The 25,555-nt window shown below is 63.9% G+C and carries 28 protein-coding genes and 1 tRNA gene; 17 read left to right on the top strand and 12 right to left on the bottom strand.

The genetic code is table 11. The annotated features are described in order from the left end of the window. Nucleotides 1-133 precede the first annotated feature (133 nt). From B9Y97_RS13570 to B9Y97_RS13560, 3 genes are read left to right on the top strand one after another with little or no spacing between them, the layout of a single operon-like run. Nucleotides 134-337, top strand: coding sequence for a NepR family anti-sigma factor (locus tag B9Y97_RS13570; RefSeq protein ID WP_085527242.1), 204 nt, complete (start codon nt 134-136; stop codon nt 335-337). Beyond that, complete coding sequence (locus B9Y97_RS13565; RefSeq protein ID WP_085527241.1) at nt 334-903, top strand: RNA polymerase sigma factor; 570 nt, start codon at nt 334-336, stop codon at nt 901-903. The genes B9Y97_RS13570 and B9Y97_RS13565 overlap by 4 nt, the downstream gene beginning before the upstream one ends. Nucleotides 904-907: 4 nt before the next feature. Beyond that, complete coding sequence (locus B9Y97_RS13560; RefSeq protein WP_085527240.1) at nt 908-2,665, top strand: sensor histidine kinase; 1,758 nt, start codon at nt 908-910, stop codon at nt 2,663-2,665. 110 nt (nt 2,666-2,775) lie between these two features. Here B9Y97_RS13560 and B9Y97_RS13555 read toward each other — a convergent pair whose 3' ends face one another. Then, nucleotides 2,776-3,195, bottom strand: a complete 420-nt coding sequence (locus tag B9Y97_RS13555) for a PRC-barrel domain-containing protein (RefSeq protein WP_176224375.1) — start codon at nt 3,193-3,195, stop codon at nt 2,776-2,778. Between the two features lie 177 nt (nt 3,196-3,372). Then, complete coding sequence (locus B9Y97_RS13550) at nt 3,373-4,542, bottom strand: response regulator (RefSeq protein ID WP_085527238.1); 1,170 nt, start codon at nt 4,540-4,542, stop codon at nt 3,373-3,375. Between the two features lie 285 nt (nt 4,543-4,827). On the opposite strand from B9Y97_RS13550, the gene B9Y97_RS13545 reads away from it, so the two are divergent. From B9Y97_RS13545 to B9Y97_RS13535, 3 genes are all read left to right on the top strand, one after another. Then, a complete protein-coding gene (locus tag B9Y97_RS13545; protein WP_085527237.1) occupies nt 4,828-5,835 on the top strand; it encodes a response regulator in 1,008 nt (335 codons plus the stop codon). Then, the gene (locus tag B9Y97_RS13540; protein ID WP_176224374.1) at nt 5,832-6,215 is read left to right on the top strand and encodes an Hpt domain-containing protein; all 384 of its coding nucleotides are present in this window, start codon (nt 5,832-5,834) and stop codon (nt 6,213-6,215) included. Before B9Y97_RS13545 ends, B9Y97_RS13540 begins: the two co-directional genes overlap by 4 nt. A 222-nt stretch (nt 6,216-6,437) precedes the next feature. After that, the gene (locus B9Y97_RS13535; protein WP_085527234.1) at nt 6,438-7,601 is read left to right on the top strand and encodes a response regulator; all 1,164 of its coding nucleotides are present in this window, start codon (nt 6,438-6,440) and stop codon (nt 7,599-7,601) included. A gap of 415 nt (nt 7,602-8,016) precedes the next feature. On the opposite strand, the gene B9Y97_RS18380 is transcribed toward B9Y97_RS13535, so the two are convergent. The 7 genes from B9Y97_RS18380 to B9Y97_RS13500 form a co-directional block, all read right to left on the bottom strand. Continuing rightward, a complete protein-coding gene (locus B9Y97_RS18380) occupies nt 8,017-8,385 on the bottom strand; it encodes a hypothetical protein (protein ID WP_254900921.1) in 369 nt (122 codons plus the stop codon). A 114-nt stretch (nt 8,386-8,499) separates the two neighbouring features. Next, nucleotides 8,500-8,895 (bottom strand): response regulator, encoded by a 396-nt coding sequence (locus B9Y97_RS13525; protein ID WP_085527231.1) that lies wholly within the window; start codon nt 8,893-8,895, stop codon nt 8,500-8,502. 224 nt (nt 8,896-9,119) lie between these two features. Then, nucleotides 9,120-10,529: a sensor histidine kinase gene (locus tag B9Y97_RS13520; protein ID WP_085527230.1), complete on the bottom strand. Its 1,410-nt coding sequence runs from the start codon at nt 10,527-10,529 to the stop codon at nt 9,120-9,122. Between the two features lie 252 nt (nt 10,530-10,781). Next, a complete protein-coding gene (locus B9Y97_RS13515; protein WP_254900920.1) occupies nt 10,782-11,468 on the bottom strand; it encodes an N-acyl amino acid synthase FeeM domain-containing protein in 687 nt (228 codons plus the stop codon). A 25-nt stretch (nt 11,469-11,493) separates the two neighbouring features. Continuing rightward, complete coding sequence (locus B9Y97_RS13510) at nt 11,494-12,264, bottom strand: class I SAM-dependent methyltransferase (RefSeq protein ID WP_254900919.1); 771 nt, start codon at nt 12,262-12,264, stop codon at nt 11,494-11,496. Between the two features lie 360 nt (nt 12,265-12,624). After that, entirely contained in the window at nt 12,625-12,840 is a 216-nt protein-coding gene (locus B9Y97_RS13505; protein WP_085527228.1) for a hypothetical protein, read from the bottom strand. A gap of 154 nt (nt 12,841-12,994) precedes the next feature. Beyond that, nucleotides 12,995-13,084 (bottom strand) — tRNA-Ser (locus B9Y97_RS13500). Nucleotides 13,085-13,310: 226 nt separating this feature from the next. On the opposite strand from B9Y97_RS13500, the gene B9Y97_RS13495 reads away from it, so the two are divergent. The 7 genes from B9Y97_RS13495 to B9Y97_RS13465 are packed head-to-tail and all read left to right on the top strand — an operon-like array spanning nt 13,311 to nt 19,788. Continuing rightward, complete coding sequence (locus B9Y97_RS13495) at nt 13,311-14,165, top strand: SPOR domain-containing protein (RefSeq protein ID WP_085527227.1); 855 nt, start codon at nt 13,311-13,313, stop codon at nt 14,163-14,165. A gap of 60 nt (nt 14,166-14,225) precedes the next feature. After that, nucleotides 14,226-15,449, top strand: coding sequence for a D-alanyl-D-alanine carboxypeptidase family protein (locus tag B9Y97_RS13490; protein WP_085527226.1), 1,224 nt, complete (start codon nt 14,226-14,228; stop codon nt 15,447-15,449). A gap of 5 nt (nt 15,450-15,454) precedes the next feature. Continuing rightward, the gene (tmk, locus tag B9Y97_RS13485; RefSeq protein WP_085527224.1) at nt 15,455-16,075 is read left to right on the top strand and encodes a dTMP kinase; all 621 of its coding nucleotides are present in this window, start codon (nt 15,455-15,457) and stop codon (nt 16,073-16,075) included. A 54-nt stretch (nt 16,076-16,129) separates the two neighbouring features. Further along, the gene (locus tag B9Y97_RS13480; RefSeq protein ID WP_085528270.1) at nt 16,130-17,260 is read left to right on the top strand and encodes a DNA polymerase III subunit delta'; all 1,131 of its coding nucleotides are present in this window, start codon (nt 16,130-16,132) and stop codon (nt 17,258-17,260) included. After that, on the top strand, nt 17,257-18,060 hold the full coding sequence (locus B9Y97_RS13475; RefSeq protein WP_085527222.1) for a TatD family hydrolase: 804 nt from the start codon (nt 17,257-17,259) through the stop codon (nt 18,058-18,060). The genes B9Y97_RS13480 and B9Y97_RS13475 overlap by 4 nt, the downstream gene beginning before the upstream one ends. Beyond that, entirely contained in the window at nt 18,060-18,857 is a 798-nt protein-coding gene (locus B9Y97_RS13470; protein WP_085528269.1) for an MBL fold metallo-hydrolase, read from the top strand. Before B9Y97_RS13475 ends, B9Y97_RS13470 begins: the two co-directional genes overlap by 1 nt. 1 nt (nt 18,858) lies before the next feature. Then, complete coding sequence (locus tag B9Y97_RS13465; protein ID WP_085527221.1) at nt 18,859-19,788, top strand: AEC family transporter; 930 nt, start codon at nt 18,859-18,861, stop codon at nt 19,786-19,788. Nucleotides 19,789-19,794: 6 nt separating this feature from the next. Here the strand turns inward: B9Y97_RS13465 and B9Y97_RS13460 are convergent, their stop codons facing one another. From B9Y97_RS13460 to B9Y97_RS13450, 3 genes are read right to left on the bottom strand one after another with little or no spacing between them, the layout of a single operon-like run. After that, nucleotides 19,795-20,586, bottom strand: coding sequence for a metal ABC transporter permease (locus tag B9Y97_RS13460; protein ID WP_085528267.1), 792 nt, complete (start codon nt 20,584-20,586; stop codon nt 19,795-19,797). Beyond that, complete coding sequence (locus tag B9Y97_RS13455) at nt 20,579-21,337, bottom strand: metal ABC transporter ATP-binding protein (RefSeq protein ID WP_085528268.1); 759 nt, start codon at nt 21,335-21,337, stop codon at nt 20,579-20,581. The genes B9Y97_RS13460 and B9Y97_RS13455 overlap by 8 nt, the downstream gene beginning before the upstream one ends. Next, entirely contained in the window at nt 21,334-21,825 is a 492-nt protein-coding gene (locus B9Y97_RS13450; RefSeq protein ID WP_085527220.1) for a transcriptional repressor, read from the bottom strand. The genes B9Y97_RS13455 and B9Y97_RS13450 overlap by 4 nt, the downstream gene beginning before the upstream one ends. Before the next feature lie 83 nt (nt 21,826-21,908). Between B9Y97_RS13450 and B9Y97_RS13445 the strand changes: the two genes are divergently transcribed. The 4 genes from B9Y97_RS13445 to B9Y97_RS13430 all read left to right on the top strand — a co-directional run bounded on the left by B9Y97_RS13445 (nt 21,909) and on the right by B9Y97_RS13430 (nt 25,555). Further along, nucleotides 21,909-22,919, top strand: a complete 1,011-nt coding sequence (locus tag B9Y97_RS13445; protein WP_085527219.1) for a zinc ABC transporter substrate-binding protein — start codon at nt 21,909-21,911, stop codon at nt 22,917-22,919. 201 nt (nt 22,920-23,120) lie between these two features. Further along, the gene (locus B9Y97_RS13440) at nt 23,121-23,804 is read left to right on the top strand and encodes a pyrimidine 5'-nucleotidase (RefSeq protein ID WP_085527217.1); all 684 of its coding nucleotides are present in this window, start codon (nt 23,121-23,123) and stop codon (nt 23,802-23,804) included. Nucleotides 23,805-23,806: 2 nt separating this feature from the next. Then, on the top strand, nt 23,807-25,006 hold the full coding sequence (locus tag B9Y97_RS13435; RefSeq protein ID WP_085527216.1) for an FAD-dependent monooxygenase: 1,200 nt from the start codon (nt 23,807-23,809) through the stop codon (nt 25,004-25,006). A 339-nt stretch (nt 25,007-25,345) separates the two neighbouring features. Next, the gene (locus B9Y97_RS13430) at nt 25,346-25,555 is read left to right on the top strand and encodes a hypothetical protein (RefSeq protein WP_085527214.1); all 210 of its coding nucleotides are present in this window, start codon (nt 25,346-25,348) and stop codon (nt 25,553-25,555) included.

Raw genomic sequence — 25,555 nt, 5'->3', positions numbered from 1 at the left:
GGCGGCGTTCCTGTCCTGGGTCATCGTTGCTCACTTTTTTCGCTTCGGTATGGAACCGGAACGCATTCAGGCTAGTTTGGTTCCCGGGAGCACGCAAATTTCCGGACCGGATACCGACAACAAGAGCACCAAGATGACCGATCGAAAAGCCTCAGCCGACAACCGGCGCGACGATGACGACGCGCCGGTGCCGCCAGCGATCGAACAGCAGATCAACGAGAACCTGCAACGGCTGTACAGACCGACCCTGGAGGAGGACCTCCCCGACCGTCTCAAACAGCTCCTCGCGCGTTTGGAAGACCGCGAGACGGTGCAGGACGAGGATGGCTCGAAATGACCCATGCACCGCCCGACTGGGATCCTAGGGAAGCGCTGGTCGAACTCCTGCCCGCGCTGCGCGCCTTTGCGCTGTCGCTGTCGCGAAACTCCGCCACCGCCGACGATCTGGTGCAGGAGACGGTCCTGAAGGCCTGGAGCAACCTCGACAAGTTCGAGGCGGGCACCAATTTCAAGTCGTGGCTGTTCACCATCCTGCGCAACACCTATTATTCGACGCTGCGCAAGTACCACCGCGAGGTCGCCGACGTCGACGGGATACACGCCGCCGGGCTTGCACAGAAGCCCGACCATGACGGCCGGCTCGCTCTTGACGATTTCGGCGAGGCTTTCACCCAACTGCCGGACGAGCAACGCGAGGTGTTGATCCTGATCGCCATATCGGGCTTTTCTTACGAAGAAGCTGCCGAAACCTGCGGATGCGCCGTCGGCACCATCAAGAGCCGCGCCAACCGCGCCCGCAAACGGCTTGCCGAATTGCTGGAGCTCGACGCCGGGGAGGAATTGGAAATGACGGATCAGGCCACCATGGCCGTGGTAAGCGCGCAAAACGACCCGGCCCGCTAGCGCCATGCCCAGGCGCCTGCTGCCGCTGGGGCGGCGCATCTACCGAGAACTCGGCTTTCGGCTGGTGAGCGTGCTTACCTTGGCGCTGTTGCCGCTTGGCCTGATTGCCGTGGTGCAGAACTACCGCGTCGTGGCCGAGGCGCAGCACAGTGCCGACACCGCGCTTCTGGGCCTGACCTCGGAATCGGTGGCCGGCGAGCGCGCGCTGATCCAGAGCGCCATGGGCTCGGCCGAAGCCCTGGGCCCCGTGGCACTCGGCCACCTGGAAGACGTCGAGGAATGCCGCGCGGTTTTCGAAGAGTTCGTCGGGCGCTCGGGGCTGTTCCGTTTTGCCGGCCTCATCGAGCCCGACGGATTGATGCGCTGCGCCTCGCAGGGCGACGTCCGGGACTTCTCGCAATCCGAGTCCTACCAGGAGTTGCGCGCCGATCCGCGGCCCGTCATCGTCTCGAACCTGGGCAGCGAGATCACGGGACGCTCCTCGCTGATCATCGCGCAGCCGATCTGGTCCGACGAGCGGTTCGACGGGCTGGTGCTCGTGTCCATGCCGCAATACGTGCTCAACCTCGTGCGGGAGTTCAGCCAGGATCATGCGCCCACCGGGACGGTGGTATTCAGCGATGACGGGCGCGTTGTCGGCACCAATCCGGCCGATCTCGACCTGAACACGGCGCTGCCGCAAGGCACATCGCTTGCCGACCTTGCCACGGCCGGAAAAGACGTGCTGCGCGGCCCGCGCGGAAACGGCGCAGCGACCACCTTCACCATCGTGCCGCTGATTTCCGAGCACCTCTTCGTCCTCGGGATATGGCGCGACGAAGACCTGCCCAACGAACAGGGCATGGTGACGCCGTTCATGCTCGGCTTCCCCTTCCTGATGTGGATCGCCAGCCTCGCGGTGGCTTATTCTGCCGTCCACTGGATGGTGATCCGCCATATCCGCAGACTGGGACGACAGATGCGCGGCTTCGCCCTCGGCGCGCGCGACGGCGACATCGAGGTGATCGCAAATGCCCCGGCCGAGATCCGGGTACTCAGCGAAACCTTTAGCAGGCTGGCCCGAATCCTCGCGCGCGACGAGGGCGATCTTGCCGCGTCGCTCAAGGAAAAGACCGTGCTCCTGCGCGAGATCCACCACCGGGTGAAAAACAACCTGCAGCTTATCGCGTCGATCATCAGCATCCAGGGCCGGAGCGTGCGCGAACCCGAAGCCCGGCAGGTTCTGTCCAATCTCCATGAGCGGGTCATGGCGCTGGCGACGATCCATCGCGCCCTCTACCAGTCCGACCGGCTCTCGCAGGTGCGCGCCGACCGGTTGCTGGACGAAATCGTCAGCCAGCTTGCCTCGATCGGAGCGCCCGCCAACCGGAGCCTCGAGATCTCCACACAATTCGACGACGTCACGCTCGGCCCCGACACGGTGGTTCCGCTGTCCTTGCTGGCGACCGAGGCGCTCACCAATGCCCTGAAATATGTCGGCCAACTGGATGATGGCCGCTCCAGGATCAGCGTGCACTTCCGCCGGATCGAGCCGGATCTGGTCGAATTCGGGGTCATCAATTCCTGCGCCACGCCGCGCGCGGGGCAGGCGGCGGATTCAGACGGGACCAATCTCGGCAAACAACTGATCCGGGCCTTCTCCCAGCAGCTCGAAGCAGAAATCGAGCAGGGCGAGATCGACGAACCGGACGGCCGGTTCTACCGGCTCGTGCTTCGGTTCCACGCAAGCGAAGATCCGGGAGACCCGGCGGCGGGGTCATAGCCGCACCGCAGCCCCCACCCTGCCGCTCGCCCCCGGAAAGGCCGGTCTTCGCACGCGAAGGGCCCGCGCGACGCGCAGGCCCTTCTTCACCCCGGTTTGGCGCAGATGTGTCAGCCCTGGTATTCGGGCATCTCGGCAATCTGTTCCTGGGTCATCGAGGCGTGCACGCTGACCTCGCCATCGGCGTCGGCGTCGATCTCGACCTCCGACATCGCAACGGCGACGGTGCGCGCGCCGACGCCCAGAACCCCGCCGACATCGACCAGGACATGGGTGACCATGTTGTCGTCATTCACGACCAGATCGCTCACGTTGGTGAAGTTCGTGCCCGTGGCATCGTATACTTCGGCGTCGATCAGTTCCTCGGCGGTGATCCCGGCCGCGGCCTCGCCGCTCATGCCTTCGGTGTCAATCTCCGCGGCACTCTCGGCCTCGGCTTCGCCTTCCACACCGGCATCGGCATCGTACTGGGCCAAGCCCGGCGCGGCGATCAGCGCCGCGAATGCAGTGGTGGCAAGAATGCGTCTCATGTCTAAGCCTCCTTGGTTGTGGCTAAGGGATTGTGCGGACAAAACAACACGCAGCCGCAGTTGTTCCATTCCCTGCCGCGCATCGCGCGCAAGCCGGGCGGCGGCCATACCGGGTGTCGCCGCGAAGCCGAATGATCTTGGGAAACTGGCCTTGATGGAACTGAACGGCGCGCCCGGTCAGCGCTGAAGGCTACGAGACCGCCCTGCCCCGCCCGCGCCGCGTGCCTTCGCCCGTTCCGGGTCGGCAGATGTCCGGCCCGAAGCGCCTTGCCGCCGCTCCAACCTGCGACGCCAGTCATCGTCGGCGGTCTCGGCGAGCGCCGTGTGCAAGACTTCCTCGTAGGCGCGTTTTTCCAGATGCCGCTCCTCCTCGGTGAACCCGAACAAGGCGAGGAACCGGTTTGGTGCCTTGGCGACGTCGCCAAGATCAAGGCTCCGCGTTTCCGCGCTTTCAACCGCAGCAGACAGGGTTTCGAGCACGCGCACGAACGAGTTGGTCTTGAACCGGGTCTGGTCTCCAATCCGCAACTGGATGGGAATGCCCCCGGCGTTCCCGTGAAGCGCGTTGAAGCGTTCATTGAGGGCTGTCTGAAGGTCGCGCCAGGATGCGCCAAGGCGCTCATCGGGGATACACAGGAAAACGCCGTTGCCCCGGTAGGAAAGGATCCCCCTGTTTTGAAGCAGGATTTCCTGCACCGCCAGCGCGGCATTGCGCACCAGCGTGCGGAAGGCGTCCGACGAGCAGTCGTTGAAGGCTTCTTTGACCATGCCGATCTTCACGGCGAACACCGTGCAGTTGGAGAATCGGTGCCGCGTCAGTTGGCGTACGAGATTTTCAAACTCGCTGTAGTCGATCGCACCTTCCAGCTTGTCGAGCGGGATCGGGTCATTGAGCCTGAAGTCCCGCGCGGTTTCGCCCATCCCCTTCATCTCGCCCGCCATCAGCGGCTGAACCCGGTGCCGGACCTTGTCGACCACGAGTTTCCGGGCCGCCGGGATCCGGGACCGCAGGCCCTGAAAATCAAAAGGCTTGGTGATGTAATCCGTCGCACCGGCAGAAAACGCCTGGGTCAGGTAGCGTCGGTCCTGCATCGCGGTGAGCATGACGATCGGCACGTCCTCGTAGCCCGGCGCCTGCCGGATCATCCGGACCAGCTGGATTCCGTCGATCTCGGGCATCTGGATGTCGACAAGGACGCAATCAAAGTCGTCGTCGGCGTCCTCGACTTCCGCAAGTGCAGCCTTCGCGGAGGGCACCGCGACGACCTCATACTGAGGCGAAAGTTCCAGGATCTGTTTGACGAGGTCCAGGATCGTCTGGTCATCATCGACTACAAGCAGTCTCATTCTTGCTCCTCAGACCCATGCTCCCCGGCATCTTCGCAGCCGAATATGGAATGAATATGGCTGCGCTGCGGAGGATTTCGCAAAGTTTCCGGGAAACGCGCGCTGTCGTTGCCCAAATTGGCCGGTCATTTCCGGCCGCGAGTCGCCGAGCAAGCTGCAATCGGCCACGGGCACCCTGCGCATTCGGTCGCGGCGGTTTCTTGGGAATGCCCTATTTCCGACAAGAAACAAGTTTAGACAGATTCCTTGGGGGCGACCACTTAAGGAAACTTTCGGGGCCAGCCTATGAAGATCCTTGCTGTCGACGATGACGAAACCCATAGAGACCTGCTCGCACTCGCGCTTAAGCAGATGGCGCTTCATGACTTGAAGCTATGCGACTCGGGTGAAAGCGCGCTCATGGAGCTCACCCAGGAAGCCACTCCATACGAGTGTTTCCTGCTGGATATCGATATGCCGGGCATGGATGGCATAGAGCTGTGCCGTCGGATAAGGGCAATGCCGAAATACGAGCTGGCACCGATCGTCATGCTGTCCGGCTTGTCGGATCGTGTTCACATCGAGGCCGCATTCGACGCAGGCGCGAGCGATTACCTGACCAAACCGTTTGATGAACTTGAACTCAGTGCCCGCCTTTATCTCGCCAGGAAGCACGGACAACAGAGACGCCAATTCGCCCGGGTGCGGGCCGAAATCGAGGATGTCCGGACCGAACTTGGCAAGAAGAAAGCCTTCACCCTGGCCACCCCGCTCGAACTCGAGGATGTCGCCGGTTCCATCGAATACCTCGCACTTGAAAACTTCCTGTTGCAAACATCGGAGAAGCTGGCGGCCGTCGATGTCATCGCCGTGAAGATCGTGAACGTGGAAGAGATATTCCAAAAGACAACGACTTCCGAATTCAGGTTCGCGGTAAACTCCGTCGGTGACGCGATAGCGGAGACGCTCCGCCTGCGCCAATACTTCATGGCCTACGCAGGCAACGGACAATTCCCCATCATATTGCGGGACGGCCTTGGCATCGACCCCGAAACATTCTCGGCCGACCTTGCCTGCAACGCCGAGGAACTGGAAATCAGGACCACGAGGGGGGAAATCCTGGTTCCCCAACTGGTTGTCGGAAGCGGCATGAGAAACGGCTTCATTCCGCGAAAGGCAAATCTCCGTGCCTTGGCCTCTGCCATTGACGATGCCGAAGAATGCGCGGCCAGGATCGCGGCGAGCCAGGCGTCTTCGGGGAAGGGCAAGCACGGAGCGATCGACGGGTTGTTTGGGTGGTTGAAAGCGTCATGAGTCAGGAAAACAGCAGGCAATTCAGCGCGGCACTGTCTGAGGAATTCGAAGCGGTTCGCCTGCGCTATCTCGATACGATGGAGACGACCATCATCGAACTCGATGCGCTTCTCGGTGCAATTGGCCGACCTGACGTTCAGGAGAGGGCGCTGGAAGGTATCCGTTTTCGGGCCCACAAGATATCGGGCACCGCCGAAACCTTTGGCTATCCGCGCATGGGGCAACTCGCGCATCAAGTCGAGACCGCGGTCGACCAGCGGGCGCGCCTTTCCGCGTCAGGGCCGACGAAGCAGATCGAAGCCCTTGTCGAGACCCTGCTCGTTGAGATGGAACAGACGCTGGATGCGCGGGTGTATGCCCCGCAAGCGGCACGGGTTTGATCGCTTCGATGCACTTCGGGCGGAGCGTTTGATACCCTCGACCTCCCAAATCCGTGTCGCCTTCGCGGGGGGCCGCATCGACCAGGGCCTCGACCCAACCGAAACCCATGATCTGGTCGCACTCTCGCCCCAGTATTGGCAGAATCGCCGTCCAGAATCCTAACCAACTCCACAGCGCAAGGGGCGCTATTCCTTTCACCCGCGGTGTCCTTCCAAGATCGGATGGCGGCCAGAAACAAACGGCTCGAAATGAAGATACTTGCTGTCGACGACGACAGGATCATTCTGCAACTTCTCGAAGGGATCCTCGCGAGCGCCCACTACGACGAGGTGGTATACTGCGAGTCCGCGGAACGCGCGCTTGACCTGATCGCCACCGAGGAAAAGTCGTTTTCCTGTTTCCTGCTTGATATCATGATGCCGGGCATGGACGGGATCGAGCTTTGTCAGAGAATCCGCGATCTGCCGAAACATGCCGAAACGCCGATTCTGATGCTCACCTCGATGTCGGAAAAGTCATATATAGATCGGGCGTTCTCGGCAGGTGCGAGCGACTACCTGACAAAACCGCTGGACGCGACTGAAATCATCGTGCGCCTGGGCGTTGCCGAACAGTTGATGAAAGAGCGCAGGTCGGTTGCGGAAAGTGCCGGTGTCATCGACTCCCTGATCGAAGTTCTCGACCGCACAACGCAACACGATCTTGAGGAAGCGATCGACCTCGGCAAGATGGATAGATTGCTCCGCTACCCGGCTTTTGAAAGCTATGTATTTCAATCCGGACGTGGTGCCCTGTTCCTGTCCACGGTGTTCGCCGCCAAGGTCCGCAACATCGAGAAACTTCACCGGATCATGCCGCCGCTCGAATTCAAGAATTTCTTGCGCACGGCGGCATCCGCCATAATCGGTCGCCTCGAAAGTCACGATGTATACCTTTCCTACCGCGGTGAGGGCGAGTTCGTTGGTGTCATTCCACGCAAGGGCCAACTCGTTCTCAAGGCGCTGGGAGGAGAGATCTCTATCGCGATCGACGAAAGCGAGGGGAATCACACGGCAAAACTGCCGGCAACCGCCTCCCTGGCGCTTGCCCCCTCTTCGCCGATCCGCCTGCCGACGCGCGGCGAATTGAGCAGGGCGATCTGGCACGCCATTGAAAACGTGCGCCGCATAACCTCGCCTTCGGCACAGCAGGTATCCAGGCGTTGGAGCGCAGGCGGTTTCCCCGCGGCCGTGGCACGCCTTCGGCAAGAAAACGACGACGTCAAAGAAGATCTGCGCGAAGAATTTGCGCAGATGCTGCGTGAGCAGTTGAATTCGGAGATCGGCGAACACCACAAACGCTCGCAGATCAGTAGAAGGAGGAGCCTCCCCGGCATTTTCAAATAGGGGAAAACAAACGCCAAGGTAACCGGACCCAGACGACCCCGAAGGGGTTGCCCACAAGGTTGCAAAAACTCGGATTCCCAATCAGCGGATTGAAGGGGAGCCCGGGCAAGAAGGGTTTTGGCCTTGTCGTCGTGATAGATTGGTGAACCGAGGTCTTGATATGTATAGCGGGAAACGCAATCCGAAACCGACCCTGTCGCGAAGCGCCGAGCTGGATGCTTCCCGGGTGGTTTACTTCGAGGACTGGTATCGGAACAGGGACGGAAAGCGTGATTTGAAATCGGGGAACAGCAACCAGGGGCAAGACTGCCGGTCTCGATCAGACCCGGGCCCGCAGGGCCAGATTGCCTCGCTCGCACCCAGATCCAAGCATCCGGCTGATGGTAATGGCGAAGATGACTGCGGAGGGTCCGTGTCATTTCATGATACCTCGCGCAATCCGCTCGCGCCGTTCGAGGCCGCGGTAAAAAAGAGCCGGCGCGCATTCGTTGAAAAGCTTGCCGAGTATCATGCCACGCTCGCTTGCGCGATTATCTCTGCCCCCGACGCCGACCAATCGGAACCCTTCGTCGACGCGGCGATGTTCGTTGCGCATCGTATTGCCGGTGTCGGGAAGACGCTGGGCTTTGCCGAACTTGGCGAAGCTGCCCGCAGGGCCGAGGTCGCCATTGCGGCCTACGAAAAGGACCTCGGGTCCGCAGAACGGCACAGCGTTTGCCACGCGCGGATATGCCAACTGGCCAGCATTATCGAGGCGATCTGCGCCGATCACGATGACTGCCATGGTCGGCTTCGACCGCGCAGGTGACGCCAGGCCCCGCGCCGATTGTGGAGCACAAGATCCATCCAGCGTCACCGTCGGCGGGAGCACCCGATCAGCGCCATCGGGCGCATGGCCTTAGCTGGATCGGTTTTGATAGGTCGCCCAGGCCTCTTCGAGCTCTTCGCACAGATGGTCGATTTCAAAGGGTTTCACGATGACGGCCAATGCGCCCTCTTCGATAAGCCCTTCGGCAAAGTCTTGTTCGGATTTCGCGGAAATGAACACGACCGGCACGTCTTCCAACCCGGGAACGGCTTTCAGCTTTCGCCAGAGGTCTTCCCCATTCATACCGGGCATCATGTAGTCGAGTAGAAACAACTGAGGCGATAGCTTCTCGGCTGACTGCAAAGCCTCCTCACCCGAAGAGAATTGCTGAACCTGATAGTGGCCCACCAATTCCAAAACCATCTTGGTGAGGGCGCGAATATCCTCGTCGTCATCGACGTGCAGGATCCGTTCAAGTTTTTCCATGTGCTGGTTCCGTGTAGCTGTGTCAGGCCAATGGGCGGGACATCAATCTCCGAAGCACTCACCCCACAACGCGCCCAGCGGCCGGGCAACGAGGCAGTACTGATACAAACACGGTTGGGAAATATCGTTTCCAGTCTAGCCGGTATCCTCCGCTTGATACAATCCTGTTTCTGTCGATCCCCGGATTACGTAACGTTGCAAACCGTCATCCGGGGGCGTGCCACTCAGGCGGTCAGAGCCATCTGGGTGCTGTCCGTTCGGTCGGAGCTGCCATCTTCCACCAGATCGAACTCGACGTAGAACGTGGTCCCGACACCCTGCTGGCTCTCGTAGTCGATCCTGCCGCCATGTCGTTCGACAAGCTGCTTGGTGATGTTGAGGCCGAGGCCGGTACCGCCGACTTTCCTGATGTCCGAGGAATCGACCTGGCTGAACTTTCCAAAAACCCGGTCTCTGGCATTCTCGGGAATTCCCATGCCCTCGTCCTCGACAGAAATCCGAACGTGGTCGCCTTTTGGCTCGACGCGAACCTGCACCGATCCACCTTCGTCGGAGAACTTGAGGGCATTCGACATGAGGTTGTTCATGACCTGTACCAGGCGGGAATGATCGCCTTGTATCATCAATTCCTGAGCCGGAAGGATCGTGGTCACATGGATACCAAGCTTGCCTGCGTATCCCGCCGTGGACTCGACCGCTTCTTTCACCAGCTCATTCACACCCATCGTTTCCAGAACAAGATCCAACTCGCCAGCTTCCATTTTCTGGAGGTCGAGAAGATCGTCGATCAGGTTTGCCAGACGCTGGCCATTCTTCGCCGCGATGAACAATGCGCCCTTCAGGTTATCGGGAACCTCTCCGAGGGTGCCGTTATTTACAAGATCAAGCGAGGCCTTGATTGATGTGAGGGGCGTGCGCAGTTCATGACTCACCGTGGAAAGGAATTGCGACTTGATTTCGTAGGCGGCCTTGGTTCTTTCGTTTTCTTCCTTGATCTGCTTGATCTGTTTCAACCGCTCCTGGTAGTGCCGGTAAAAATTCAACGACGTGTCGATGATGAAATACAGCACGAAAACGATGGTAAAAAACTCCAGCCAGATGGTCGAGGACAAATCCGGACGGAACCGCACGATATCGAGAAACCCGATGAACAGGAAAGCGGCCGCGTAGATCGAAAGCCGAAGCAGCAGGATATTGATCAGCGGGCTGTTGTACATGGCGGCAAAAAGCGAGGCGGCAAACAGCAGGAAGAGCGGCGTGAAATGGCCTCCGGTCGTCTGTTGTACCGCGATTGTGATGACGAAAAGACTGATGGCGACGGAGCTGATGACCGTGCTGATCGTGAAACTCCGCATCAGCCGCCGGCCGACCGCAGGGTCCTTGCCGTCCCAGGCTTTGGCATGCTTGCCCAGCCACATATCGAGAAATTCGGAAAAAAGCAGGCCGGCATAGCACGCGATGGTGGTAGCAGGGTCGAAATAGAACATTGCCAGCACGGCCGCGGCAAAGAAGCTTCCCATCCTCTGCCAGGCGAGCGAATTGGCGAGCTCAACGTAATCCTTGATCCTCTGCTCGCGGTCGGCTGGGTTGGGCCATTCCAACTTCGCCGTCCAGATCGATTTGATCCCCTTCATTCTTGGCCTCTTTCAACACCATTGCGAGACTTTAGAGTAAGAGAACAATTAGGTGGAAATCTGACCATCTTCAGGCAAAAATCAGCTCGTTTCTCACCCCGTGGCCGGACCCTCGTTGCCCCCTTCAGCCTGCGGTCGGCCCCAGGTCGGCCCCAGATCCCACTGGATCGGGCGAGGCAACCGGTGCAAACATCGGTCACTCCTGAAGCCGAACGCGAAGGCGTCAAACGCAGATATACATTGTCAAAACCGCTAAGCGACGCGAGACGCGGGCCGCTCGACAATGCGGTAGAAGCCCGGCAGTTTCGGAAACTGGATTTCCGACTGCGGAATAGAGTCCAACCGCCCAAAGAACGGATACTTTTCCAGAACCTTGTCCCGGCTCTCCTCCATGATGGTCATCATCAGACCGATCGGTTTGGTCAATTCAGGATAAGGGCGCGGATCGACCGCATTGTGGCAGCCAAGGTAACGGCGATAGAATGCCGAATGCTCGGCCCGCACCGCGGCAAGCACGATGTCCACATCATACGACACGGCGGCCAGAAATGGAATCCGAAGGGTTACAAGATGAAGCGGCAGAAAGTTCTTTTTCGAACCCGGGCGGACAACAAACCGGGTCGGATCGAGCATCGTCTGCCCCGAATCCAGTCGGTCTCTGATTTCAGGAAAGACTTCAAGCGTTGGCGAGACTGGCACGGTATTCGACAACAGATGAAGTCGCAGTGCCGCGATGTATTCGCCGTCCATCTCGACAGCCACGTGTACGCAATTCGGACTCTCATCGTAGGGGTCCGACATCACCTTGCGTTCATTCTTCAGGATCGCGTCTTCAGCCAGGTAACTGTCATACCGAAGGCGGAAAATCTTATCAAGATCATCGCTGTCCGAAAGCACGGAATACCGGCACTTCTCTAGCGTATCAAAAACCTTTTGCATTATTCCAGTCCCCTGTGACGCACCGTTACGACGCTGCGCGACACAACAAAAGGTCGCTATAGTCTCGATACATGGTCTTTTGCGAAAGCACTTCGAAACCGGCTTTCTCGACGGCGGAGCGAATTTCGGATTCGCTGTGGGTCCAATACAAACCGTCTTGCTGGGCCTTGAATATCGCCTTGTTCTGCTTTGCGATTTCCCGGCCTTTCCACAGAATCCGAATTGCCTTGAACAGGCCAACCTCTTTCGTCAAATGCGAGAACAGGTAATATCTCCAGTCCGCCACATTCATTGGCCGACCCAGATCGACAAGAAAAAGAAGCCCTCCCGGTCGAAGAAGTCTTTTCAGGTCAAGAAGCCGTTCCTGGTGATCCGGCATCGAGTATAGTGCGTGTGCACATATGACCAGGTCAGCCTCGGCGGACGCCTCGACGTCCTGAAGGGCCTTGTCAATGTACACGATGTTCTTGTGCCCGGACAGTTTCTGCTTGGCACGCTGCCTCATGCCCTGATCAGGCTCGATGAAATGGATCAGGCTCTCGGGATACCTGCTCGCGGCGATCTTGGAATAGTTCCCGGTTCCGCCGCCAACGTCATAGATCACCCGGGGGGCATCGGCTTGCGACAGGACGTTTTCGAACTCTTCCAGCAGTTGTTGATAGGCCGGATTGTACTCCAGCAGCAGGTCGTAGGTCGCGGCATATGCGCTCCAGTCCGCCGTGGGCTGCTGATCGGGCATCAACCGCGAATCAGACTTCAAAGTCCGGTAGGTCTCGGTATCAGCGCGCGTCGCCATGGCAACAGACTCCGGGATGTTCGATTAAGAAAACTCAGTTACAAGAATCGCACAACCGCACCCAGACTAGCCCGGATGGGCCCGGTTAGAAATGATTTTGTCAACATTTTGACTATTTTTGGGCGACTGTTTCCAGATTCGCACACCTGCCGCGTGTCACTCGGACGGGTTGCACACGGTCGGTCCACCCGATGCCTGCGCAATTTCTTTGCCGATGCGCGATGGCAATCGCAAGAAACGATGGGTGTCGGCCCTCGCCGACACCCTATCGCAATACCTGCCTGCTCTCGACGCGCGGTCGAGAGCAGGCAGCAAGGACATGTTCACAAAAATGGATCACGGCACAACCAAAAGTCGTGTCTAGGTCACGAGCCGGATCTCGGGATACCCCGCCGATTGCGCCGCCGCCCCGGGGCCGAAGTTGCAATTGGCAGCTACAGGCGCGCCATAGGAAGCAACACCCGTCACGACCAACGCCAACTCGATCGACTCCCCGAGGAACAGCGTGAGGTCGCTTTGCATGGCGCCGGCCTCGTTCTTCAGGAATATCCGCAGCGCAGACTTTACTTCCGCCATCGTCTGAACCCCCCTTGGGAATCGCCAGGTGAGAAGATCTAGGCAGACGGTCTACGTTGCGCTTTGGGCAACAAGATGACCGGTCTCGGCCAAATTCGCGGCAGGTGCCGGGAACTACGGGCGCAATCGGTGCAGGGAAATGAGATCGGGATGGTGGCGGAGGAGGGGGGATTCGAACCCCCGGAACGCTCTCACGTTCAACGGTTTTCAAGACCGCCGCAATCGACCACTCTGCCACTCCTCCAAACCGGCCCCTGCGATAGCGCGGCGCGCGCGATTCTGAAAGCATTCTCGTCGCGGCCACAGATCTCTCCGCGGCCGGGCGGGAGGCTTTGCATGAAACCGCCGAAAACACCCGCAAGGCTTTTCATGGCGGCTGCTTGTGGTTATTGTCGCACCCAACGCGTGAGAAAAACGCGCAGGCGGGCAGCGCGGTGGATCGCCGCGCGGCAAGGGGCATAGGCACAGACATGGCGAGCGGGATCCAATTCAAGCTGATAGCAGTGCTTGGCGCAATCGCGCTGACCGGGTGCGAAGACGGTGACGGGCCGGCCTTTCTTCAGGGCGGCGGAACCGGTGACGAAAACGTTGCCGGCGAAACCTCGCGCACGGTCGAACGCGACGTCGAGGCACCGGAAGTCTTCCAGGTCACCGACACCGGGCTGTGGGACGGTCGTCCCTCGCTCGGCGGCGTGTGGGTTGCGCATCCCGATGTGGAAGACCCCGAACGCGTGATCATCCGCAACGAAGACAACAGCTCATTCGTGATCGGCGTCGCCTACCGGCCCGAGCGGCAAACGCCGGGGCCCAGCATCCAGGTGTCCTCCGATGCCGCCGAGTCGCTGGAGATGCTCGCCGGCAAGCCGGCCCGGATCAACATCACGGCGCTGCGCCGCGAGGCCGTGCCCGAGGACGGCGCGGAGGCCCCCGACGCCGAGACCGGCACGCTCACCGCCGCGCCCGCGGTGGCCGCGACAAGCCTTGACGACCCGATCCTCGCCGCCACCGCCGCGCTCGACGCAGCCGAGGGCAAACCCGTGGCGACCCCGGCACCGAAGCCCGAGCGGCCTGCCAGCGCCGCCGCAGGGGGGCTGGAGAAACCCTTCGTCCAGATCGGCATCTTCTCGGTGCAGGGCAATGCCGACAATACCGCGGAGGCGCTCCGACGCGCCGGCATGGTGCCAACGATCAAACCGGGCAAGATGAGCGGCAAGGATTTCTGGCGGGTCATCGTCGGCCCGGCCGGCAGCAACGCCGAGCGCGCCGCGCTGCTCAAGAAGATCAAGGACCTGGGCTTCAACGACGCCTATTCCGTCACCAACTGAGCCGGCCCGCCGCGCCCTGCCCGCCTGGCCGGTATCACGATCAAGAGGACTGAACCGCCGATGCTACGCTGCCGCGCTTTCGCCGCCCTGCTCGCCGCCGCGCTGCTGCTGGTCGCCCTGCCCCTCCGCGCTTTCGAAACCAGCGCCACCGGGGCGATCGTCTACGATGTCAGCACCGACACGATCCTGCTCGACAAGAACTCCGACGCGCCGCTGCCACCGGCCTCGATGTCGAAGCTGATGACGGTCAACATGCTGTTCGAAGCGCTGCGCGACGGACGGGTGACGATGGACACGCGCTTCGGCGTTTCGCAACGCGCCCAGGACATGGGCGGCTCGACGATGTTTCTCAACACCACCGACCGCCCGACGGTGGAGGAACTGATCAAGGGCATCGTCGTCAATTCCGGCAACGACGCCTGCGTCGTGGTGGCCGAGGGCCTTGCGGGCAGCGAGGAAGCCTTTGCCGCGATGATGACCGAGCGCGCCCGCGCGTTGGGGATGACAAACTCGACCTTTGCCAATTCGTCGGGCTGGCCCGACTCGCGCCATCGCATGTCGATGCGCGATCTGGCCATCGTCGCCACCCGGCTGATCACCGAGTTTCCAGAATACTACCCCTATTTCGCGATGGCCGAATACCCTTTCGACGGCCGCGCCCCGGACAACCGGTTCAACCGCAACCCGCTGCTCAACCTCGGGATCGGTGCCGACGGTCTGAAAACCGGCCACACCTCCGAAGCGGGCTACGGGTTGGTCGGCTCGGCGCTGCAGGGCCAGCGCCGCATCGTTTTTGCCATCACCGGGCTCGACAGCGAAAGCGCCCGGGCGAGCGAAGCCGAAGGGATCGTCAATTGGGCATTCCGTCAATTCGCGGTGAAAGCCCCGGTCAAGGCGGGCGAACGGGTCGCGGAAGTGCCGGTGTTTCTCGGTGCCGAAGCCAATGTCGGCCTGACGCCGACGGAAGACCTCGCCTTCCTGATGCCGGTCACCGCCAATAACGAGATCGACGCCGAGATCACCTGGACCGGCCCGCTTCAGGCACCGATTGCCGCAGGGCAGACCCTCGCACAGATGACAATCGACCGGCCCGGGCTCGCGCCGGTGGAGGTGCCGCTGGTGGCTGAAGCGAGCGTGGCCAAGGCCGGGTTCCTGCCCCGCGTGAGTGCCGCTGCGGGCAAGGCGCTGGCGATGGCGCGCGAACTGACATCGGGCACGCCGCAGCCCCCGGACCCCGCGCCCGATCCGGCCACCGAAGGCCCCGGCAACGCGCTGACCAACTGACGCGGATGGCGGGGCTCTTCATCACCTTCGAGGGCATCGACGGTTCCGGCAAGTCGACCCAGGCCCGGATGCTGGCCGAGGCGCTTGGCGCGGCGGGGCACGCGGTGCGCTCGACCCGCGAGCCCGGCGGCAGCCCCGGGGCCGAGGAGATCCGCCGCCTCGTGCTCGAAGGCGACCCCGACCGCTGGTCGGCCGAGACCGAGATCCTGCTGTTCACCGCCGCCCGCCGCGACCACCTCGAACGGGTGATCGAACCCGCGCTGGCGGCAGGCGAGGTGGTGGTCTGCGACCGCTTCGCCGATTCCACCCGGATGTACCAGGGCCTGCGCGGCCCGGGTCTGCGCGAGACCGTCGACGCGCTGCACCGGCTGATGATCGTGCGCGAACCCGATCTGACTTTCATCATCGACATGGACCCGGCCAAGGGCCACGCCCGCGCCAAGGGGCGCGGCGGGCACGAGGAACGCTTCGAGGATTTCGGTGCCGGGCTCCAGGCGCAGATGCGCGCCGGGTTCCTTGCCTTGGCCGAGGAATTCTCCGCGCGCTGCGTGGTCGTGGACGGCGACCGCGCGGAGATCGAGGTGGCCGCCGATGTCGCCAGGATCGCACGGGCGCGGCTGGCATGACCTGGGGCGTTGTCCGAGGCGATCGCCCCCGCCCCGTTCCGGGTCAGCGCCGCCATGGCTGAGCCCGACGAGTTGCCGGAACCGGACCGGATCGAGGGCGCGCCGCATCCGCGCGAGACGGAGCAACTTGTCGGCCATGGTGCCGCCGAGACCGCCTTTCTCGATGCTTTCCATGCCGGGCGGCTGCACCACGCCTGGCTGATCACCGGCCCGCGCGGCGTCGGCAAGGCGACACTGGCCTGGAAGATCGCCCGATTTCTGCGCGCCGCCCCGCCTGCCGACGACGCCGGGTTGTTCGGCGCAAGCTCCGCCCCCGCCACGCTGGATATCGCCCGCGATCACCCCGTGGCGCGCCGGGTGCGGGCTTTGGCCGAGCCGGGGATCATGCTGATCCGGCGCAGCCGGAATGAGAACACCGGCAAGATGTCGGAGGTGATCCGCGCCGAAGACGTGCGCAGGCTGGCGGGGTTCTTCGGCCTCTCGGTTGTCGATGGCGGCCGCCGGGTGGTGATCGTGGATGCCGCCGACGACATGAACGCGACGGCGGCGAATTCGCTCCTGAAACTGCTCGAAGAACCGCCCGCAAACGCCGTTCTTCTGCTGGTCAGCCACCAACCCTCGCGCCTGCTGCCCACGATCCGCTCGCGCTGCCGGGCGCTCAGGCTTGATCCGCTCGCCGCGCCCGATCTTGCCCGTGCCCTCGAAGGCGCGGGCCTCGACGGCATCGAGAACACCGAGGCGCTCGGCGAACTGGCCGGCGGCTCGGTGGGCGAGGCGCTGCGGCTCACCCATCAGGGCGGGCTTGCGGCTTACGGCGAGGTTGTCGCCACCTTCGCGCATGCCCCGCGCTACGACCGTCCGCGCGCGATCGCGCTCGCCAATTCCGCCGCCGGGGCCGCCAATGCCGCGCGATACGACATGCTCTTGCGGCTGCTGGGGCTTTTCCTCGCCCGGCTGGCGCGCACCGGCGCGGGCCTGCCCCCCGCGATCGAGGCCGCGCCGGGCGAAGGTGCCCTGCTTTCCCGGCTTGCCGGCAACGTGACCGCCGGGCGGCATTGGGCGGCGCTTCAGCAGGAGTTGACCGCGCGCGCCGCGCATGCCCGGGCGGTCAACCTTGACCCTGCTGCGGTGATCCTCGATATGGTCTTCAGGATCAACGAAGCAGCCGAAACCCGCGTCACATGACCATTCCCCGGATCACCGACAGCCATTGCCACCTCGACTTTCCCGATTTCGAGGGCGAACACGCAGCCGTGGTCGCCCGCGCGGCGGAGGCGGGCGTGGCGCGGATGGTGACGATCGCCACCCGGCTGGCCAACGTGCCCGCCGTGCAGGCCATTGCCGAGGCGCATGATCCTGTGTTCTTCGCGGCGGCCACCCACCCGATGAGCGTGGCCAAGGAGCCGATGGCGACGGTGGCGGAACTGGTGCACCTCTCCGAGCACCCGAAATTCGTCGGCATCGGCGAGACCGGGCTCGATTATCACTACACCGCCGAAAGCGCCGGGGTGCAGCAGGAGAGCCTGCGCCTGCACATCGAGGCGGCGCGCCAGACCGGGCTGCCGCTCATCATCCACGCCCGCGACGCCGACGACGACATCGCCCGCATCCTCGCCGAGGAGCACCGGGCCGGGGCCTATACCTGCGTGATGCATTGCTTCTCGTCGGGGCGCGCGCTGGCCGAAGCGGCGCTCGATCTGGGCTTCTACTTGTCGATGTCGGGCATTGTCGCCTTTCCGAAGTCCGGTGCGCTGCGCGAGATCTTCGCCGCCGCCCCGGTCGAGCGCATTCTCGTCGAGACCGACAGCCCCTATCTCGCGCCGCCGCCGCATCGCGGCCGCCGCAACGAACCCGCCTATACCGCCGATACCGCCCGCGTCGGCGCGGAGGTCTTCGGTATCGACTACGCCGATTTCGCGGCCCGCACGGAGGCGAACTTCGACCGGCTGTTCTGGAAGGTGCCGGCATGGAAGGCCGCCGGCTGATGGCGCGTCTCAGCTTCACCATTCTGGGCTGCGGCTCCTCCGGCGGCGTGCCCCGGATCGGCGGCGACTGGGGCGATTGCGACCCGGCCAACCCGAAGAACGCCCGCCGCCGCTGCTCGATGCTGGTGACGCGCGAAACCGATGCGGGCACCACCCGGGTGCTGATCGACACCTCACCCGATCTGCGCACCCAGTTGCTCGACGCGGGCGTGGCCGAGCTCGACGCGGTGGTCTACACCCATTCGCACGCCGACCACGTCCACGGGATCGACGATCTGCGCCAGGTCGTGTTCAACACCCGCCGCCGACTTGCGGTCTGGGCCGATGGTGCCACCCAGGACGCGCTGCTCTCCCGTTTCGGCTACGCCTTCGTGCAGCCGGTGGGCTCGTCCTACCCGCCGATTCTCGATCTGCACACGATCCGCGGACCGCTGGAAATCGACGGCGCGGGCGGCACGATCCGTCTGGTGCCCTTCGAGGTGGAGCACGGCAGCATCGACTCGCTCGGCTTCCGGATCGAGGGTCTGGCCTACCTGCCGGACGTCTCCGAGATCAAACCCGATAGCTGGCCGCTGCTCGAAGGGCTCGATTGCTTCGTGATCGACGCCCTGCGCCGCACCCCGCACCCGACCCATGCGCATCTTGCCAAGTCGCTGGAATGGCTCGAGCAATCCGGTGCAAAACGGGGTGTTCTCACGAACATGCACATTGATCTCGACTATGACACCGTGGCGGCAGAGACCCCCGATCACATCACCCCGGCCCATGACGGGATGACAATCTCCTACGACCTCTGAAATGTCGGTTCTGATCGAAGTCATCCTGCCGGTGTTCATCGTGATCGGCTTTGGCTACCTTGCGCGCCGCGCGCTCGGCGCGCCCGAGAGCCTGTTCGAGGGCGCGATGGGCTTTGCCCAGGGCTTCGCTTTCCCGGTGCTTCTGTTTCGCGGCATCTCGCGGCTGGACCTTGGCGAAACCTTCGATCCCTTCATGCTCTCCGCCTTCTATACCGGCGTCGTGGTGGGGTTTTTCGCAGGCCTTTTCGGCGCGCGGCTGCTCTTTCGCAGGCCATGGCCCGACAGCGTGGCGGTGGCCTTCGCCGCGGCCTTCTCGAACGGCGGGCTGCTTGGCCTGCCGATCACGGAACGGGCCTACGGCGTCGAGGCCCTGGCCTACAACTTTGCAATCATCGCCTTCCACGCGCCTTTCGTCTACCTGATCTCGACCACGGCGATGGAGATCGTGCGGGCCGAAGGTCGCAGCGTCGGGGCCACCGTCATGCAGGTGAGCCGGTCGATGAGCCGCAACCCGATGCTGATCGGGATCGTGCTCGGCGCGCTCTGGAACCTCTCCGGCCTCACCATGCCGGGGACCATGGCGGGCGCGGTCGACATGGTCGCGGGCGCGGCGATCCCGACCGCGCTCTTTGCGCTCGGCGGAATCCTCGCCTCCTACCGGCCCGAAGGCGACATCCGCCTGGTGATCTGGGTGAGTGGCGTTTCCCTGCTGCTGCATCCCGCGATCACCTGGGGGCTTGGCCACGCCTTCGCGATCCCTGAGGGCGCGATCCGTTCCTCGGTGCTGATGGCGGCGATGGCACCGGGGGTCAACGCCTACGTCTTTGCCTCGATGTATGGCGTCGCCAAGCGGGTGACGGCAACGGCGGTGCTGGTTGGCACGGCAGCGTCGATTCTCACCGCCTGGGGCTGGCTCACGGTGCTGGGCTGAGGCCGGTCAGCCGCGCCGCAGCCGGCCGAAAACCGCCACGACCAGAAACACCGCAGCGGCGGCGGTGACGATGCTCGGGCCGGCCGGGGTATCGAATTGCCACGAGGCCCCCAGCCCCGCCAGCGCCGAGGTTGCACCGATCCCCACCGCGCCCATCGCCATGCCCTCGGGGGTGCGCGCAAGGCCACGCGCAGCGGCGGCGGGAATAATCAGCATCGCCGCGATCAGCAGCGCCCCAACCACCTTCAGCGCCACCGCCACCACCACCGCGAGCGCCAGCGTCAGCACCAGCCCCTCGCGGTCGGGGTCGATCCCCGAGGCGGCGGCCAGTTCGCGCGACAGCGTGGCGGTGAGCAGCCGCGCCCAGCGCCAGACGAGCAGACCCACGACAAGCAGCGCCCCGGCCCAGATCACCGCGAGATCGGTCTTGCCGACCGCGAGGATATCGCCAAACAGGAAGGCCGAGAGATCGACCCGCACCGCGGGCACGAAGGAGATCGCCACCAGCCCCAGCGCGAGGGCGGAATGGGCAAGCACGCCGAGCGTGGCATCCATCGCGTGACCGCGCGCGGCAAGCCAGCTCACCGTCGCCGCCATCGCGAGGGCGATCAGCAAGGTGCCCAGCGTGATCGGGATCGACAGGATCAGCGCCAGCGCCACGCCGAGGATCGCCGCATGGGCCGTGGCGTCGCCGAAATAGGCCATCCGCCGCCAGATCACGAAACTGCCCAGCGGCCCCGCCGCCAGCGCCACGCCGACCCCGGCGATCGCCGCGCGCACAAGGAAATCGTCAAGCATGGCCGCCCCCATGATAATCGGCTTGCGCGGGGCCATGATCGTGGTCATGGCTATGGTCGTGATCGTGCTGGTAGAGCGCGAGCGCGCCGTGGGTGCCATGGCCGAAGAGCGCGCGGTATTCCGGCGCCGCGCTCACCACCTTCGGCGTGCCCTGGCAACAGATGTGGCGGTTGAGGCAAACCACCCGGTCGGAGGCGCTCATCACCACGTGCAGATCGTGGCTGACCATGAACACCGCCACCCCGGTTTCGCGCCGCACCGCCTCCAGCAACTCGTAGAACGCCGCCTCGCCGGGTTGGTCCAGCCCTTGCGTGGGCTCGTCCAGCACAAGGATCTGCGGATCGGTCAGCAGCGCGCGCGCCAGCAGCACGCGCTGGAACTGCCCGCCGGAAAGCGCCGTCATCTGCCGGTTCTCCAAACCGGGCACGCCCACGCGGTCAAGCGCGGCGGAAACGCTCGCGTCCGACTGGCGCGTGGGCAGGGAAAGGAAGCGCGCCACTGTCATCGGCAGGTTGGCGTCGATATGCAGGCGCTGCGGCACGTAGCCGATGCGCAACCCCCTCGAGCGGACCACCTGCCCGCGGTCGGGCGAGATCACCCCGAGCATAGCCTTGACCAGCGTCGATTTGCCCGAGCCGTTGGGGCCGACGAGGGTGACGATCTCGCCCGGTTCGATCGCCACGCTTACGCCCTCGAGCACCGCCGCACCGCCATAGGAAACATGCAGGTTTTCGGCTGCGAGAAGGCTCATGGCCGCGCCTCGCGGCACCCGGGGCAGAGCCCGAGCGCTTCGACATTCACTCGCTCGACGGTAAAGCCGATGCCCGCCGCCGCGTCCTCCAGCGTTGCGCGCACCGCCTTGCCCGGTGCCTCGGCCACCGCGCCGCAATCATCGCAGATCAGGAAGACGGGCGCGTGGGTATCGCCGGGATGGGTGCAGGCGGTAAAGGCGTTGAGCCGGCGTATGCGATGCGCAAGCCCTTGTTCGACAAGAAAATCAAGCGCCCGGTAGGCCACCGGCGGCTGGTGGCCGAAACCCTCGGTTGCAAGCCGTTCGAGCACGTCATAAGCCCCCAGCGCCCGGTGTTCTTCGAGCAGGATTTCAAGCACCCGGCGGCGCACCGGGGTGAGCCGCGCACCCGACGCCGTGCAAAGTGCCTCGGCCTGGGCCATCGCCTCGCTGGCGCAGCGGCTGTGATCGTGCGGCGCGAATGCGCGGGCGGGATCGGGGGAAGACATGGCGCTTGCAGATCCTGTTTTGTGATGTTATCACCTTGCGTTGTGATAATATAACACAACCGCAACTCAGGACAAGGTGCCCCATGTTCCGTCTCTCCGCAATCCTTTCCCTCGCCGCCCTGCCCGCCTTCGCCGACGCGCCAAAGGTCGTCGTCGATATCGCTCCGGTGCACGCGCTCGTCTCGCAAGTGATGGCGGGCGTCGGCACCCCCGACCTCCTGCTCGAACAAGGGTCCGACCCACATTCGGTGCAACTGCGCCCGAGCCAGGCGCGGATGCTCTCGGACGCCGATCTCGTGGTCTGGGTCGGGCCGGAACTCAGCCCATGGCTGGCGCGCGCGCTCGACGGCCTTGGCGCGGATGAACAGATCGTGCTGATGGATCACCCGGCCACCACGCTGCGCTCCTTCGTGCGCCCGACGGCGACCGAGGAGGAGCACGATGATCACGCGCACGAGCACGACGATCACGCGCACGACGAGTCCGGCCACGACCACGAAGATGACCACGGCGAGGGCGGAGAGGAGGATCATGCCCACGCGGATGAGCACGGCGATGACAGCCACGAGCACGGCGACGACGACCCGCACCTGTGGACCTCGATCGACAACGCCCGCGCCTGGCTGCCCGCCTTCGCCGAAGACCTCGCCGCGCGCGATCCTGAAAACGCCGCAACCTACCGCGCCAACGCCGAGCAGGCTGTCGCCGGTCTCGACGAACTCGCGGCTTCGATCGAAGCCCGCCTCGCCCCGCATCAAGGTGCGGAGATCGTGACCTTCCACGCCGCCTGGGGCTATTTCGCCGACCGCTTCGGCTTCGAGATCGCCGGCACCGTGCGCCCGGGCGACGCCTCGACGCCGTCGGCCGCGGCCCTCGCCGGGCTGCGCGAGATCATCTCCGAGCACGGCGTCGAATGCGCCTTCGCGGAGCCCGCCTACGACCCGGCGCTGCTCAACGCCATCGCTGGCGAAACCGGCCTGCGCATCGGCCTGCTCGATCCCACCGGCGCGTTGCAGGAGATCGGGCCGGGCCATTACGCCGCCACCCTGACGGCCGCCGCCGACGCGATCGCCGGGTGCCTTGCGCAGGACTAGGACCGCGCCCTGAAGCCGGGCGGGCGGGGGGCTTTGCCATACGTCGTGCCATACGATTTGCCGACCTTTCGCCGACGCAGACCAGACCTCACCCCCGCCGCCTTGCGCGTGCGGGGGGTTTTTCATGCCGCGGGGTCGCGAACCGCGCCACCGCTGCCCTGCCCCATTGCCCGCAGTCGAGCACCGGCGTAGGGTCGCGCCATGCTGCGCCAACGTTTCTCACATGTCACCACCTGGGTCTTCGACCTCGACAACACGCTCTACCCGCCCTCCGCCAATCTGTTCAGCCAGATCGAGAAGCGGATGACGGACTGGGTAATGGCGGCGCTCGGCGTGGACCATGCCGAGGCCGACCGCCTGCGGAACCACTACTGGCGCACATATGGCACAACGCTGGCCGGACTGATGATCGAGCACGGGGTCGATCCCGGCCCCTATCTCGTCGAGGTGCACGACATCTCCTTCGCCCCGCTGCGGCCAGATCCCGATCTCGCCGCGCGGATCGGCGATCTTCCGGGACGACGGATCGTCTACACCAACGCCACGGTGCCCTATGCCGAGCGGGTGATCGAGGCGCGCGGGTTGTCGGGCCTGTTCGATGCGATCTACGGCGTGGAAGAGGCGCGGTTCCATCCCAAGCCCGCCCGCGAGGCCTTCGAGACGGTGTTTGCCGCCGACGGGCTCGACCCGCTGGCGGCGGCGATGTTCGAGGACGATCCGCGCAACCTCGCGGTGCCCCACGCGATGGGGATGCGCACCGTGCACGTCGCGCCCGAGGCAGCGCCCAACGATCACATTCATTATCACACCGACAATCTGCCGGGCTTTCTGTCGCAGGTCATGAACGACCCCTTCCCGGCGATTGGCACCGAAAGCAGGGACTGAACATGACGACGCACGAGGCTGACATCTTCATCTCCGGCGGCGGGATTGCAGGCCAGGTGGCGGCCGCCGTCTTTGCCGCGCGCGGCTTCTCGGTGGTCATGGCCGATCCGGTGGCACCGGTCACCGAGGCCGACCTCGACGGCTCCGATCTGCGGTCCACCGCCTTTCTGCGGCCCGCGCGGGCCCTGTTCGAGGCCTGCGGCCTCTGGCCCTTGCTCGAACCCCATTCGATGCCACTCGCAAGCCTCGCGGTGATCGACACCACCGGCTGGCCTCCCATCGTGCGCGACCGGCGCACCTTCGCGGCCTCCGACATGGGCACCGAGCCCTTTGGCTGGAACCTGATGAACTGGGTGGTGCGCCGCGAGCTCTGGCACTACCTGCAAGACGCCCCCGGCATCACCGCGCTCTACGGCACCGGCTTCAAGAGCCTTGTGCAGCGCAGCGGCGAAGTGATCATCGGCCTCGACAACCGCGATCGCGTGCGCGCGCGGCTCGCCATCGCCGCCGACGGCAAGTTCTCACCGATGCGCGAAGCCGCCGGGATCGAGGTTTCCACCACCCGCTACGGGCAGAAATCGCTCGCCTTCACCGTCACCCACGACCTGCCGCACGACAATATCTCTACCGAGATCTACAACGAGGGCGGCCCCTTCACCATCGTGCCGCTGCCCGATATCGGCGGCAAGCACGCCTCGGCGATCGTCTGGATGAATTTCGGCCCCCGCGCGGTCGACCTCATGGAAATGGCCGTGCCCGCTTTCGAGGAGGTGATGTTCACCCGCTCCACCGGCCTGCTGGGCTGGATGCACCTCGAAGGCCGCCGTTCGATCTGGCCGATCATCACCCAGACCGCGAAACAGCTTGCCGAAGGCCGCGTGGCGGTGGTGGGCGAAGCGGCCCATGCGCTGCCGCCGATCGGGGCCCAGGGGCTGAACACCTCGCTCAACGACATCATCGCGCTGGTCGGGGCGGCGGTGGAATCGCCTGCCGATCCCGGGGCACCCGCCGTGCTCAAAGCCTTCGAGGCCGCCCGCAAGCCCGATATCGCCGCGCGCGCACGGGTGATCGACGCGTTCAACCGGGTCGCCCGCTCCGGCGAGGCCGCGGTGCAGGCGGTGCGCCTCGCCGGGCTGAAGGCGGTGCATGGCATTGCCCCGGTGCGCAAGGGCGTGATGCGGGCAGGCCTCGGCCCACGCTGAGCCGCCTGCGGCGTTCGAGGCCTTCCCAAAGCCGTGCTCCTCGCGCTATGCTGGTGGCGAGACGCGCTTCATTCTACCCGTGAGGAGTTCTGCCCCATGTTGTCTGCGCTCGTTCTGGCAATGCTCGCGTTCACCCTGGTCATGTTCATTGTCATGATGCTCGTGTCGGTCGGTCGCTGAGAAACCACCGCCTGCTTCGGGCAGGATGACGCAAGTCGTCTGCCCCCGGTGCCTGCCTGGTCGCATCGCCAGACAGCGGGAAGCGTGGCGTATTGCCACATTTGGATAACCAGATATATGGTCCAGAAAGCGCGTCACACTTCAGGAGGAGACGCGCTCATGACCGAACACACTCACATCGAAGCCGCCACCAAGGGTCGCGACAAATCGAACCCCGGCGAGATCTGGGCCTTCCTGCTCGCCCTTGTCCTTGTTGCCGCTCTTGTCGTCGGCTTCGTCTTCGGCAGCGTCGCCGGGATCACCATGGTGATGGTCGCGCTCGTGCCGGTGATCTACATCGTGCTGATCACCATCTCCGTCGGCAAGTAA

This window comes from Maritimibacter sp. HL-12 (assembly GCF_900177545.1).
Classification (GTDB): Bacteria; Pseudomonadota; Alphaproteobacteria; order Rhodobacterales; family Rhodobacteraceae; genus Sinisalibacter.
This window is presented reverse-complemented; position numbering and strand designations above follow the sequence as displayed.

Coding starts and splice junctions, on each gene's coding strand:
- B9Y97_RS13440 (WP_085527217.1), top strand. CDS start 23,121: ATGCTGCGCCAACGTTTCTCACATGTCACCACCTGGGTCTTCGACCTC.
- B9Y97_RS13505 (WP_085527228.1), bottom strand. CDS start 12,840: ATGGCGGAAGTAAAGTCTGCGCTGCGGATATTCCTGAAGAACGAGGCC.
- B9Y97_RS13435 (WP_085527216.1), top strand. CDS start 23,807: ATGACGACGCACGAGGCTGACATCTTCATCTCCGGCGGCGGGATTGCA.
- B9Y97_RS13525 (WP_085527231.1), bottom strand. CDS start 8,895: ATGGAAAAACTTGAACGGATCCTGCACGTCGATGACGACGAGGATATT.
- B9Y97_RS13430 (WP_085527214.1), top strand. CDS start 25,346: ATGACCGAACACACTCACATCGAAGCCGCCACCAAGGGTCGCGACAAA.
- B9Y97_RS13465 (WP_085527221.1), top strand. CDS start 18,859: ATGTCGGTTCTGATCGAAGTCATCCTGCCGGTGTTCATCGTGATCGGC.
- B9Y97_RS13515 (WP_254900920.1), bottom strand. CDS start 11,468: ATGCAAAAGGTTTTTGATACGCTAGAGAAGTGCCGGTATTCCGTGCTT.
- B9Y97_RS13450 (WP_085527220.1), bottom strand. CDS start 21,825: ATGTCTTCCCCCGATCCCGCCCGCGCATTCGCGCCGCACGATCACAGC.
- B9Y97_RS13555 (WP_176224375.1), bottom strand. CDS start 3,195: ATGAGACGCATTCTTGCCACCACTGCATTCGCGGCGCTGATCGCCGCG.
- B9Y97_RS13550 (WP_085527238.1), bottom strand. CDS start 4,542: ATGAGACTGCTTGTAGTCGATGATGACCAGACGATCCTGGACCTCGTC.
- B9Y97_RS13445 (WP_085527219.1), top strand. CDS start 21,909: ATGTTCCGTCTCTCCGCAATCCTTTCCCTCGCCGCCCTGCCCGCCTTC.
- B9Y97_RS13480 (WP_085528270.1), top strand. CDS start 16,130: ATGGCTGAGCCCGACGAGTTGCCGGAACCGGACCGGATCGAGGGCGCG.
- B9Y97_RS13540 (WP_176224374.1), top strand. CDS start 5,832: ATGAGTCAGGAAAACAGCAGGCAATTCAGCGCGGCACTGTCTGAGGAA.
- B9Y97_RS13470 (WP_085528269.1), top strand. CDS start 18,060: ATGGCGCGTCTCAGCTTCACCATTCTGGGCTGCGGCTCCTCCGGCGGC.
- B9Y97_RS13495 (WP_085527227.1), top strand. CDS start 13,311: ATGGCGAGCGGGATCCAATTCAAGCTGATAGCAGTGCTTGGCGCAATC.
- B9Y97_RS18380 (WP_254900921.1), bottom strand. CDS start 8,385: ATGGCAGTCATCGTGATCGGCGCAGATCGCCTCGATAATGCTGGCCAG.
- B9Y97_RS13565 (WP_085527241.1), top strand. CDS start 334: ATGACCCATGCACCGCCCGACTGGGATCCTAGGGAAGCGCTGGTCGAA.
- B9Y97_RS13520 (WP_085527230.1), bottom strand. CDS start 10,529: ATGAAGGGGATCAAATCGATCTGGACGGCGAAGTTGGAATGGCCCAAC.
- B9Y97_RS13460 (WP_085528267.1), bottom strand. CDS start 20,586: ATGCTTGACGATTTCCTTGTGCGCGCGGCGATCGCCGGGGTCGGCGTG.
- B9Y97_RS13475 (WP_085527222.1), top strand. CDS start 17,257: ATGACCATTCCCCGGATCACCGACAGCCATTGCCACCTCGACTTTCCC.
- B9Y97_RS13510 (WP_254900919.1), bottom strand. CDS start 12,264: ATGGCGACGCGCGCTGATACCGAGACCTACCGGACTTTGAAGTCTGAT.
- B9Y97_RS13545 (WP_085527237.1), top strand. CDS start 4,828: ATGAAGATCCTTGCTGTCGACGATGACGAAACCCATAGAGACCTGCTC.
- B9Y97_RS13455 (WP_085528268.1), bottom strand. CDS start 21,337: ATGAGCCTTCTCGCAGCCGAAAACCTGCATGTTTCCTATGGCGGTGCG.
- tmk (WP_085527224.1), top strand. CDS start 15,455: ATGGCGGGGCTCTTCATCACCTTCGAGGGCATCGACGGTTCCGGCAAG.
- B9Y97_RS13570 (WP_085527242.1), top strand. CDS start 134: ATGACCGATCGAAAAGCCTCAGCCGACAACCGGCGCGACGATGACGAC.
- B9Y97_RS13535 (WP_085527234.1), top strand. CDS start 6,438: ATGGCGGCCAGAAACAAACGGCTCGAAATGAAGATACTTGCTGTCGAC.
- B9Y97_RS13560 (WP_085527240.1), top strand. CDS start 908: ATGCCCAGGCGCCTGCTGCCGCTGGGGCGGCGCATCTACCGAGAACTC.
- B9Y97_RS13490 (WP_085527226.1), top strand. CDS start 14,226: ATGCTACGCTGCCGCGCTTTCGCCGCCCTGCTCGCCGCCGCGCTGCTG.